Raw genomic sequence first — 11,290 nt, 5'->3', positions numbered from 1 at the left:
TCAGACGCGGGATGGAAGAGGCCGCCGGGAGAGCGGCCCCGCGCCAGCAGAGGATGCCGCCATGATCCGCACCACCCTTCTTGCCTCCACCGCCTGCCTGATCGGCGCCGCCGCGGCCGCCCAGACGCTCGACGTCGCGCTCGACGTGCCGCCGGCGGGGCTCGACCCGCATCTGGTCACCGCGTTCAACTCGGTCCTCATCGCCTCGCCCGCGATCTACGAGGGGCTGACGAGCATCGACAATGACCTGAACGTGCAGCCCGGCCTCGCGACCGACTGGACGATCTCGGAGGACGGGCTGACCTACACCTTCACCATCGTGGAGGGCGCGACCTTCCACGACGGCTCGGCCCTGACGGCCGAGGACGTGGCCGCCTCGCTCCGCCGGGTGCAGTCCGAGGACATCGCCTCGCCGCTGGCCAGCCGGATCGACCTCGTGACGGGGATCGAGGCGGTGGACGACACGACGGTCGAGCTGACGCTTTCCGCCCCCTTCGCGCCGCTCCTCGCCTCGCTCGCGGGCATCGCGATCGTCCCCGCCGAGTTCGAGACCGATCCCGAGGCGCTGCAGCAGACACCGGTCGGCACCGGCCCGTTCCGCTTCGAGGAATGGCAGCCCAACGGATACATCTCCCTCACCGCCTTCGACGGATACCGGGTGGAGGGGCAGCCGGCGCTGGACGAGGTGCGCTTCCACTTCGTGCCCGAAAGCGCGACCGCGCAGGCGGGCCTGCTCTCGGGCGATTACGACCTTCTTCCCACCATCGACCCCGCCACCGCGTTGATGCTGGAGGGCCAGCCGGACCTGAACATCCAGACCACCCGCGATCTCGCCTACACGCTGATCGGCATGAACGCCTCCGTTCCCCCCTTCGACCAGCCGGAGGTGCGCCGCGCGGTGAACCTGCTGCTCAACCGGCAGGAGATCATCGACGCCGCGCTGTTCGGCGCCGGGGTGCCGGCCGGGCCGCTCTCGCCCGCGCTGACCTCCTGGGCGCTCGATGTGTCGGAATTCGACTGCTACACGACCGATGTCGACGCGGCGACGGCCCTGCTGGAGGAGGCGGGTGTCGAGACGCCGGTCCAGGTCCGCATGATCGTCCTGCCCCGGCAGGACGCGCGCGACATCGCGCAGGTCGCCCAGCAGCAGCTCGCCGCCGGCGGGTTCGAGCTGACGCTCGAGAACCAGGAGATCGGCACCTTCGTGCAGGACTGGCGCAACGGCAATTTCGACATGTTCGTCAGCGCCAACGGCGGTAACGTGGACCCCGACCTCTACTTCTACCGCACCTTTTTCGGCGGCGGCTCGACCAACGTCTTCCAGTATGCCGACGACGAGCTCGACGCGATGCTGGACGAGGCGCGCAGCCTGACGGGCACGGAGGCGCGTAAGGAGATCTACGACGAGATCCAGCGCAAGCTCGCCTGCGAGGGGCCGGTCGCGCATATCGCCTATGCCGACCTGTCGGCCGCCGTGGCCGAGGGGGTGAGCGGCTACACGATCAGCCCGATCGGCCGTATCGCCGACATCGCGACGATCGACGTCGCCGAGTGACGACAGGGGCGTCGCGGGCCCTGCCCCGCGCCGCCCGGGACTTCCCCGATGCGCACGCGTTTCCTCCTCGGCCGGGTCCTCGACCTCGCGCTCGTCCTTCTGGGCGTCAGCTTCATCGTATTCTCGATGATCCGGCTGGTGCCCGGGGACGCGGTGCAGATCATGCTCGGCGCCAATACCGAGATCACGCCGGAGCGGGTGGCCGAGCTGCGGGCCCGCGTCGGCCTCGATCAGCCGCTGCTGGTGCAGTACTGGGACTGGCTTTCGGGCGCCGCCCGGCTCGATTTCGGCACCTCGATCTGGACCGGGCGCCCGGTCTCGGCCGAGATCGCCGCCGCGATGTGGCCGACGCTCGAGCTGACGCTGCTCGCCACGCTGGTCGGGGCGGGCCTGTCGATCCCAATCGGCGCCTTCATGGCCCGCGCGCGCGGGTCGGGGGCGGAGGTGGCGGTCCGGGTGGGCGCCATCGCCGGGCTGACGATCCCGTCCTTCTGGCTGGGGATCCTGTCGATCCTCGTCGTCACCTCCGCCTTTCCGGGCCTGTCCGTCCTCGGCTACGTCCCCTTCACCGAGGATCCGCTCGGCAACCTGCAGCGCATGGTCCTGCCGGTGATCGCGCTGTCGCTGCCGATGCTGGCGAACCTGTCGCGCCTCGTCCGTTCGGCCATGCTCGACGCGATGGGGCAGGATTACGTCCGGACCGCCCGCGCCAAGGGGGCGAGCGCGCGGCGCGTGACCTATGTCCACGCCCTGCGCAACGCGCTCATCCCCTATGTCACCTCGGTCGGCGTGGCGGTCGGCTACATGCTGGGGGGCGCCATCGTGGTCGAGCAGGTCTTCGCCATTCCCGGCCTCGGCCGGCTGGTGCTCGGCGCGATCAGCGAGCGGAACTACCCGCTCGTCCAGGCCACCATACTCGTGATGACCGCCAGCTTCGTCTTCGTGAACTTTGCGGTCGACCTGCTCTACGCGGTGCTCGACCCCCGGGTGCGGCGATGAGCGCGGCCGTCGCCACGCTCCGCCGCAGCCCCCTGCTGGCCGTCGCCTGCGGGATCGTCGTGTTCCAGGTCGCGGTCGCGCTGCTGGCGCCGTGGCTCGGCTTCCAGGATCCGTTCGCGCAGGTCGTGGCGAACCGCCTGAAGGGGCCGAACGCCACGAACCTTCTCGGCACCGACCAGCTGGGACGCGACGTGCTGGCCCGGATCGTCTGGGGCTACCGCACCTCTCTCTTCACCTGCACGATCTCGGTCGGGATCGCGCTGGTGATCGGCGGCACGATCGGGATCCTGTCCGCCTATCTGGGGGGATGGTGGGACCGGATCACCATGCGCCTGATGGACGTGGTCTTCGCCTTCCCGATCCTGCTGCTCGCCATCGGCGTGATCGCGGTCCTCGGCCCGAATGCGTGGAGCGCGGCCATCGCCATCGCGGTGGTCTACACCCCGATCTTCGCGCGGCTGCTTCGCGGCCCGGCGCTGGTGATCTGCGAGAGCGAATACGTCGCCGGCGCGCGGGCCGTGGGCGCGGGGGGCGCGCGGATCGTGCTCTCCCACATCCTGCCCAACCTCGTCTCGATCGTGCTGGTGCAGACCTCGCTGCTGCTCTCGGCCGCGATCCTGGTCGAGGCCTCGCTCTCCTTCCTCGGCCTGGGGGCGCAGCCGCCGACCCCCTCGCTCGGCCTCATGCTGTCCGAGGGGCGCAACTTCCTGCGACTCGCGCCCTGGCCCGGCATCTTCGCCGGGCTCGCGATCCTGTTCCTGTCCTTCGGGTTCAACCTGCTGGGCGATGCGCTGCGCGACACGCTCGACCCCCGGCTGAGGGCGGCCTCGTGAGCGGCGGGGCGCTGGACCGCCTGACCGAGGCGATGGGCAAGGGCGATGCGGCGCAGGGGCCGCTCTACCTGCAGCTCGCCTCGGCGATGCGCGGGCTGATCGAGCTGGGCGAATGGCGGGGCGGCCTCGCCCTTCCGCCGGAGCGGGCGATGACGCAGGCCACCGGCCTGTCGCGCGTCACGATCCGCAAGGCGCTCGACACGCTGGAGGAGGAGGGCCTCGTCCAGCGCAAGCGTGGCGCGGGCAATTTCGTGGCGGCCCAGATCGACCAACCGCTCTCGATCCTGCTCGGCTTCACCGAGGACATGAAGCGGCGCGGCGCGGACACGACCAGCCAGGAGCTGCGCCGCGAGATCGCCTTCCCGACCCCGTCCGAGGTGCTCAAGCTCGGCCTCGCGCCGGGCGAGAAGGTCTTCCGCCTCGACCGGGTCAGGATGGCCGAGGGCGAGCCGCTCGCCATCGAGCATGCCGTGGTCCCCGCCGCCGCCCTGGGCGCGGTGGAGGTCGGCGCCTCTCTCTACGACGCGCTGCGCGCGGCCGGGCAGGCCCCGGCGCGGGCGCTGCAGCGCCTGCATGCCGGGATCGCGACACCCGGCGAGGCGCGCCTGCTGGTCGGGGGCGACGCCGCCCCCCTGCCCGTCCTGCGGATCGAGCGGCGGTCCTTCCTCGACAGCGGGCGCGCCATCGAGGTGACCACCTCGGCCTATCGCGGCGACCGCTACGATTTCATGGCCGAGCTGACGCTGGGCGGCTGAGGCGCGGAGTCCGGGCCCCCGGACCGGTCGGAGGCGATCGGTCCGGGCCGGCGGGGCGGGTGTGCTACGGTGCCTGCCAGGCGCTTCAGTCTGCGTCGTCGGCCCGCCGTGGTCCCGGGGCGGATGGGCTGCGGGGCGGCGCGGTGGCCCCCTTCTTGGCGGTCCGCCCGTGAGGCGCGGCCGCCACGGTATTTGCAGACCCTGCAAAGGGGGGAAGACGCGCCCGGCCCCCGCCGCCGCGCCGCGCGGGGATCGCGGATCAGGCGCCGAGGACGCTGGGCAGGCGCCCCCCGGCTTCGTCGAGCAGGCGCTGCGCCTCGGCGGGATCGCAGCCCTTCTCCAGCGTGACGAGCGCCACCTTGATCGAGCCGTGGGCCCGGGCCAGCGCCTCGCGCGCCTCCTCGGGGTGGACGTCCGCGAGGTCGGCGACCATGCGCTCGGCCCGTTCGCGCAGCTTGTCGTTGGTCGGGCCCATCTCGACCATCCGGCCGCGCCAGACATAGCCGAGCCGGACGAAGATCCCGGTCGAGAGGCAGGTCAGCGCGGCCTTCTGCGCGGTGCCCGCCTTCATCCGGGTGGAGCCGGCGACGATCTCGGCTCCGGTCGCGGCAACGATCGGGATCTCCGCCGCCTCGGCCAGCGCGCCGGCGGGATTGTTCAGGACCGCGACGGTGAGCACGCCCGCCGCCCGGGCATGGCGGACCGCCTCGACCACGAAGGGGGTCCGGCCCGAGGCGGCGACGCCGATCACCACGTCGTCCGGGCCCATCCCGGCCCCGGTCAGCGCCGCGATTCCGGCGGCGCCGTCATCCTCGGCCCCCTCGACCGCATGGGTGATGGCGCGCGCGCCCCCCGCGATGAAGGCGCGGGCGCGCTCGGCCGGGAAGCCGTAGGTCGGGGGCAGCTCGGCCGCGTCGAGCGTGGCGAGACGGCCCGACGTGCCGGCGCCGAGATAGAGCAGCCGCCCGCCCCGCCCGATCCGCTCGGCCGCCGCGTCGACGGCGCGCGCCAGCGCGCCGGAGGCGGGGCCGAGCGCCGCGACGGCGGCCATCTGCGCCTCGACCATGGCGCCGACCAGATCCTCGGTCGGCCAGCCCTCGATGCCCCGGTAGCGGCGTGCGGCGGATTCGGTGGAAGTCATGGCGTCCTCGTCTGTGTCAGCGTGAGAGCGCGCCGCGCGGCAGTGGCGGCGGCGTCGATCCCCGGTCTGGTGATGGTATGGCCCGGCAGCGCCGCGTCGAAGGCGGCGCCGATGGCGGGGTGCAGCGCTAGCGCGCCGCCGATCAGGGCGACCGGCGCGGGCCCCGCGCAGGCATCGAGCGCACGCACGAGGCGGGCCAGCTCCTCCCCCGCGCGGGTCAGCAGATCGCGCGCGCGGGCGTCCCCCGCCGCGGCCGCCTCCGCCACCGCGGGGGCGAGGCGGGCCACCTCGCCCCGCTCGCCGCCATAGATCGCGGCCGTGACCGCTCCGCGCTCCAGCGAGCCGATCCGGGCGGCAAAGGCGTGGTGGAGCGGCGTCTCCGCCCGGCCCTCGTCCACGTCCCGCAGGACGAGGTCGAGCGCGCGCAGCGCCAGCCAGGCGCCGGAGCCCGCATCGTCGATCAGCGTGCCCCGCCCGCCGACGACGACCGGCCCTTTGGCGGTGATCGCCACCCCGACCGAGCCGGTCCCGCTGGAGATCAGGTGCCCCGGCCCGCCCTGCGGAAAGGCGCCGTGCCAGGCAAGGACGATGTCGTTGGCGATCCAGAGCGCAGTCTCGGGCAGGCCGAGGAGTTCCGCCAGGATCGGCGTCAGCGCAGGATCGGGCGGGATCCCCGCCCCGGTGATGCCGAACCCCGCCGCGTCCGGCGCCGCGGGGAGCGCTCCCCGGATGAGGCGCAGGCTCTCGGCGAGCCGGGCGCGGGCGGCCGCGGAGGGATGCCCCGTCGCCCCCGGCGCCGCGCCGCGCGCAACCTCGCGATCCCCGTCCAGCAGCACCCAGCGCGCGGCGGTGCCGCCCACGTCGACGCCGAGGGCGCGCGTCACGCCAGCGCCCGGACGAAGCCGCGCGTGATCTCGCGCGGATTGGTGATCGCGGTGCCGACGACGACGGCATGGGCGCCGCGCGCCATCGCCTCCGCCGCCAGGGCCGGCGTGTCGAACCCGCCTTCCGCCACGACCCTGACGCCCGCCCGGGCCAGCCGCTCCACGAGGGCGAGGTCGGGGCTGCGGCCCCGCGTCGCCTCGGTATGACCGGCAAGCGTGGTGCCGACATAGGCTGCCCCCGCCTCGGCCGCCGCCATGCCCTCGTCGAAGGTGGAAATGTCGGCGAAGCTTTCGCATCCGGCGGCATGTATCGCCCCCAGCACCTCCCGCCACGGAGTCGCGCGGGGCCGGTCCGTCGCGTCGAGGCCGATGACCTGCGCGCCGGCCGAGGCCGCCTCCTCCACCGCCGCGAGGTCGGGCGTGATGTAGACGGGATCGCCGCTGTCCAGCCGCTTGACGATGCCGAGGACCGGCAGGCCGACCGCGTCCCGGATCGCGGCGATGTCGGCCCCTCCGTTCGCACGGATCGCGACCGCGCCCGCCTGTTCCGCCGCGCGGGCCATCGCCGCCATGTGGACCGGCCCGTGCAGCGGGTTGTCGGCCCGCGCCTGGGCCGAGACGATCAGGCCGGACCGCAGGATCACTTCACCGCGCCCGAGGTCATGCCGTTGATGAACTGCCGGCTGAGCGCGATGTAGAGCAGCGTGATCGGCGCCGCCGCCAGGGTCAGCCCCGCGAACATCGCGCCATAATCGGTCGAGTATTCCCCGATGAAGGTGGTCAGCCCCTGCGGCAGCGTCTTGAGCGCGTCGGTCTGGATGAAGACCAGCGGGAAGAAGAAGTCGTTCCAGATCGGCACGAGGTTGTAGATCCCCGCGATGACCAGCGCCGGCCGGCAGAGCGGCAGCATGATCTGCCACAGGATCCGCGCCTCCGAGGCCCCGTCCATCCGCGCCGCGTCCTCGAGCTCGCTCGGCAGGGTGCGGATGAAGCCGGTCAGGATGAAGACCGTCGAGGGCAGGCCCATCGCGGTGTAGATCGCGATCAGCGCCCAGTAGCTGTCTAGGATGCCGAGGTCGCGGAACAGGATGAAGAGCGGGATCACGGCGAGCTTCAGCGGCAGCATCAGCCCCGACATGAAGAAGAGCAGGATGAAGGAGGCGCCGGCGAAGGTGTAGCGGGCCAGCGCGTAGGCCGCCATGATGCCGAGGATCCCCGTCGCCAGCAGCGCCGTGCCCGTGACCAAGAGCGAGTTGAGCAGGTAGCGCAGGAAGTTGGTCTGCGTCGCCATGGTGACGAAATTGCCGATATCGGTGAAGTCGGGGATCCGGAACGGCGCCTGGAAGATCTCCATGTTCGTCTTGAACCCGGAGAAGACCATGATGACGACCGGGAACAGCATGATGACGCTGTTGGCGATCAGCACGATCTGGATCAGCCCGTCGCGCCCGTAGGTCGAGAGGATCCCCCTGCCCCCCCGGTCCCCGTGCCGTTCGTCCGCCGCCACGCTCATACGTCGAGCTCCCTCTTTCGCAGGTAGAGCGTCCAGCCGGTGGCGAAGACGGCGATGAAGAGGAACATCAGCACCGCCAGCGCCGAGCCGAGGCCGAAATCCTGGACCCCGGCCGAGACGTTGCCGAAGGCGGTCCGGTAGAAGACGAGGCCGAGCACGTCGGTCGACCCGAAGGGAGAGCCGTCGAGGCCGACCATGATGTAGGGCAGCTCGAACCAGTTGAACGAGCCGATGAAGAGCAGGATGAACACGACCGTGGTCGAGGGGGCGACCAGCGGCCAGACGATCCTGCGGGTGATGGTCCACTCGCTGTCCGTCTCCATCCGCGCGGCCTCCAGTACCTCGGTCGGGATGCGCTGCAGACCGGCGAGGAAGACCAGCGTCGGAAAACCGACCCAGGCCCAGGCGTTGACGAGGATCAGCGCGCCGAGCGCGGTGTCCGACTGCCCCAGCCAGGGCTGGGCCAGCGCGCCGAGGCCGACGAGCTCCAGAAGCTGGTTCACCACGCCGAAGATCGGGTGGAAGAAGAGCTTCCACATGTAGCCGATGATGACGGTCGACAGCACGACCGGCAGGAAGACCGCGACGCGGTGGAACCGCGCGCCCGGCAGCTCGCGCCAGAGGCACCAGGCCAGGAGGAAGCCGACGCCGTTCTGCACGACCATCAGCACGAAGAATACGATCACGTTGTGCTGGAAGGCGTTCCAGGTGATCGCGGCATAGGGCGGCTCGAACAGGACGCGGCGGAAGTTCTCGAGCCCGACGAAGCCTTCGCGCCGCAGGCCCGTCCAGTCGTAGAAGGCATAGGCCAGCGCCGAGAGAATCGGGTAGACGACGAACAGCGCCATCACCGCGATGGGCGGGATCAGCAGGAACGAGATCCACGCCCCCCGCCGGGTGAAGCGGCGGCGGGTGGGCGGCAGGGCTTCCCCCTCCACGGCTTCGGAATCGTAGTGAACGACGGGCATTGGGCGCTTTCGTCTCAAAGGGGATGGCGGCGCGAGGGGGCCCGCGCCGCCGGACCGTGGATCAGTCCTGGAAGGGTTCGTAGTAGGACGCGATCCCGTCGTTGATCGTCTGCGCGGCGGTCTGCGGGTCGCTCTCGCCCGCCAGCATCCGCTGCACCTCGGTCTGGAGCAGGACCGAGCCCGACGGCTCCTCGAAGCGGAAGTTCGTCAGCATCACGTAGGGCACGCTGGTCTCGTTCAGCGTGGCTACCGATTGCAGCAGGTCGTTCTCGAAGGTCACGCCCGGGATCGGAGAGACGTTGCCGAGCTCGTTGGCGAAGGTCTGGCCGAATTCCTGGCTGGCGAGGAAGTTGAGAAAGGTCTTCACCGCCTCGGGATGCTCGGTCGCGGCATTGCCCGCGTACCCGCCGTCGTAGAACAGGCCGACCAGCGCCGGATCCTCGGCGCTCTGGCCGGGGGCGGCGAAGACGCCGAGATTGAGGTCGGGGTTCTGCGCCGCGAAGTTCGCCAGCTCGAACGAGCCGCCCGCGAACATCCCCGCGAGGCCGGAGGTGAAGAGCTGCTGCGCCGAGGCGTAGTCGAGGCCCTGGTAGCCATCGGGGAAGTATTCCGCCGCCTGCTGCACGGCTTCCAGCCCAGCGACGAAGCGCTCGTCGGTGAAGTCGGTGTCGCCGGCCACGACCTCGGCGAAGAAGTCCTGCCCCATGGTGGAGGCGCCGAGGGCCGAGACGATCGTCTCGTTCTGCCAGGCGGTGGCGGTGCCGTTGGCGAAGCCGAACATGCCGGCCTCCTCGATGGCCTGGGCATTCGACATCAGCTCGTCCCAGGTGGTCGGGACGGACAGGCCGAGCTGGTCGTAGATGTCCTGGTTGTAGATCACCAGCATGGTCTGCGAGGCGAAGGGCACGGCGTAGAGCGTGTCGTCCTCGCGCAGCGTCTCGGCCTGCAGCGCGGCCTCGGGGAAATCGGCCAGGGCCGGGATGTCCTCCTCGCTCAGCGGCATCAGGTAGCCGGCGGCGGCCACGACCTCGAAGCTGCCATAGGCGCGGACCATCATCACGTCGGGTCCCGTCTCGCCAGCGAGCGCGGTCGAGAGGATCGTGTTGTAGTTCGTGGCCTCGTAGGGCTCGAAGGTGACGGTGATGCCCTCGTTGGCGGCCTCGAATTCCTCGATCAGCTGCTCGTAGACGGCGCGGTCCTCCTGCCGCCAGGACCAGAAGGACAGGTCCTGGGCGAAGGCGGGCGCGGCGGTGAGCAGCGCGAGGATGGATGCGGTTGCGGTTCTGGTCATGGGTCTCTCCCTGTGGGTTGTCCTGGTCGGTCGTCTCCGGGTTCTCTCAGGCGGCGAGCCTGTGCCCGGTATCCTGGTCGAAATAGTGCAGCCCCCCCGCGCGCGGGCGCAGGGCGATACGGCTGCCGGTCGCGTGTTCGGGGGCGGCGGGGTCGGTGCGCACGCTCAGCAGCGTGCCGTCGCCGAGCCGGGCATAGAGGAAGGCGTCGGTGCCGAGATACTCGGTATAGACGACATCGGCCCCCCAGCCCTGCCCCTCGGGCACGACCTCGAAGGCGTCGGGCCGCACGCCCAGCGTCAGGGCCCGCGCGCCGCCGGGCGCATCCGGCAGCGCGACGTCGCCCGATCCCTCGATCCCGAAGCGGCCGCCCTCGGCCCTGGCCTTCAGCAGCGCCATCCGGGGCGAGCCGATGAACGTCCCGACGAAGGTGTTGGCCGGCGTCTCGAACAGCTCGCGCGGAGTGCCGACCTGCTCGATCCGGCCGTCGCGCATGACGACGATCCGGGTGGCCAGCGTCATCGCCTCCACCTGGTCGTGGGTGACGTAAATCGTCGTGCCGCCGATCGTCTCGTGCAGCTTGGCGATCTCGAGCCGCACCTCGGACCGCAGCGCGGCATCGAGGTTCGACAGCGGCTCGTCCAGCAGGAAGACCTCGGGCTGGCGCACCAGCGCCCGGCCGATGGCGACGCGCTGGCGCTGGCCGCCAGACAGCTCGCGCGGCTTGCGGTCCAGGAGCGGCGTCAGCTGCAGCATCCGCGCCGCCTCGGCGATGCGCGCCTCGACCTCGTCCGAGGAAAGGCCCATCAGCTTCAGCCCGAACGCCATGTTCCCCCGCACGTCCATGTGCGGGTAAAGCGCGTAGGACTGGAACACCATCGCCATGCCCCGCCGCGAGGGCGCGACCCCGGCCAGCGACCGGTCGCCAAGCGCGATGTCCCCGCCGGTGATCTCCTCCAGCCCCGCGATGCAGCGCAGGAGCGTGGACTTGCCGCAGCCGGACGGCCCGACGAAGACGATCAGCTCGCCCGGCGCGATTTCCAGATCGATACCGCGCAGGACTTCCGTCTGCTTGAAGGACTTGCGGACCTGGCGGAGCGTGAGTCGGGACATCGAGGTCTCCCCTGTTCTGGCCAGCGTAGAGGCGGGCGCGGGGGAGGTCAAACCAAATAGATACCAATTTTCTCTTCTGGTCTGCACTGGCCTTTCGGACAGAACGGGTCTACTCACTCGGTCCATCCCCGTTGCCGATCCGGGCTGGCCCCGCGCCGGCACCGCCCTAGGTCGGCGCGAGGATGCAGGCCGCTCCGGGGATCGCCCCGCCCCGGCCCGCACGGGAGGAGGGCCGCAGGG

The 11,290-nt window shown here is 71.2% G+C and carries 11 protein-coding genes; 4 read left to right on the top strand and 7 right to left on the bottom strand.

From position 1 onward, the window contains the following. The first annotated feature begins 61 nt into the window (after window positions 1–61). From BUE30_RS00745 to BUE30_RS00730, 4 genes are read left to right on the top strand one after another with little or no spacing between them, the layout of a single operon-like run. A complete protein-coding gene (locus tag BUE30_RS00745; protein ID WP_073325718.1) occupies window positions 62–1,555 on the top strand; it encodes an ABC transporter substrate-binding protein in 1,494 nt (497 codons plus the stop codon). Window positions 1,556–1,603: 48 nt separating this feature from the next. After that, window positions 1,604–2,554, top strand: a complete 951-nt coding sequence (locus BUE30_RS00740) for an ABC transporter permease (protein WP_073325717.1) — start codon at window positions 1,604–1,606, stop codon at window positions 2,552–2,554. After that, window positions 2,551–3,387 (top strand): ABC transporter permease, encoded by an 837-nt coding sequence (locus tag BUE30_RS00735; protein WP_073325716.1) that lies wholly within the window; start codon window positions 2,551–2,553, stop codon window positions 3,385–3,387. The genes BUE30_RS00740 and BUE30_RS00735 overlap by 4 nt, the downstream gene beginning before the upstream one ends. After that, entirely contained in the window at window positions 3,384–4,142 is a 759-nt protein-coding gene (locus BUE30_RS00730; protein WP_212590695.1) for a GntR family transcriptional regulator, read from the top strand. The genes BUE30_RS00735 and BUE30_RS00730 overlap by 4 nt, the downstream gene beginning before the upstream one ends. Before the next feature lie 259 nt (window positions 4,143–4,401). Here BUE30_RS00730 and BUE30_RS00725 read toward each other — a convergent pair whose 3' ends face one another. From BUE30_RS00725 to BUE30_RS00695, 7 genes are all read right to left on the bottom strand, one after another. Beyond that, window positions 4,402–5,283, bottom strand: a complete 882-nt coding sequence (locus BUE30_RS00725) for an N-acetylmuramic acid 6-phosphate etherase (RefSeq protein ID WP_073325715.1) — start codon at window positions 5,281–5,283, stop codon at window positions 4,402–4,404. Further along, a complete protein-coding gene (locus tag BUE30_RS00720; RefSeq protein WP_073325714.1) occupies window positions 5,280–6,167 on the bottom strand; it encodes an N-acetylglucosamine kinase in 888 nt (295 codons plus the stop codon). The genes BUE30_RS00725 and BUE30_RS00720 overlap by 4 nt, the downstream gene beginning before the upstream one ends. Next, window positions 6,164–6,811: an N-acetylmannosamine-6-phosphate 2-epimerase gene (locus BUE30_RS00715; protein WP_073325712.1), complete on the bottom strand. Its 648-nt coding sequence runs from the start codon at window positions 6,809–6,811 to the stop codon at window positions 6,164–6,166. The genes BUE30_RS00720 and BUE30_RS00715 overlap by 4 nt, the downstream gene beginning before the upstream one ends. Beyond that, the gene (locus tag BUE30_RS00710) at window positions 6,808–7,680 is read right to left on the bottom strand and encodes a carbohydrate ABC transporter permease (RefSeq protein WP_073325710.1); all 873 of its coding nucleotides are present in this window, start codon (window positions 7,678–7,680) and stop codon (window positions 6,808–6,810) included. The genes BUE30_RS00715 and BUE30_RS00710 overlap by 4 nt, the downstream gene beginning before the upstream one ends. Then, window positions 7,677–8,648 (bottom strand): carbohydrate ABC transporter permease, encoded by a 972-nt coding sequence (locus BUE30_RS00705; RefSeq protein WP_083600974.1) that lies wholly within the window; start codon window positions 8,646–8,648, stop codon window positions 7,677–7,679. Before BUE30_RS00705 ends, BUE30_RS00710 begins: the two co-directional genes overlap by 4 nt. Before the next feature lie 61 nt (window positions 8,649–8,709). Then, window positions 8,710–9,939 (bottom strand): ABC transporter substrate-binding protein, encoded by a 1,230-nt coding sequence (locus BUE30_RS00700; protein ID WP_073325709.1) that lies wholly within the window; start codon window positions 9,937–9,939, stop codon window positions 8,710–8,712. A gap of 46 nt (window positions 9,940–9,985) precedes the next feature. Continuing rightward, window positions 9,986–11,050, bottom strand: coding sequence for an ABC transporter ATP-binding protein (locus BUE30_RS00695; RefSeq protein ID WP_073325707.1), 1,065 nt, complete (start codon window positions 11,048–11,050; stop codon window positions 9,986–9,988). Window positions 11,051–11,290 lie beyond the last annotated feature (240 nt).

The organism is Wenxinia saemankumensis (assembly GCF_900141735.1).
In the GTDB taxonomy this organism is placed as follows: Bacteria; Pseudomonadota; Alphaproteobacteria; order Rhodobacterales; family Rhodobacteraceae; genus Wenxinia; species Wenxinia saemankumensis.
Note: the sequence above shows the minus strand (reverse complement) of the source record. Positions and strands in the feature narration are given on the sequence as shown.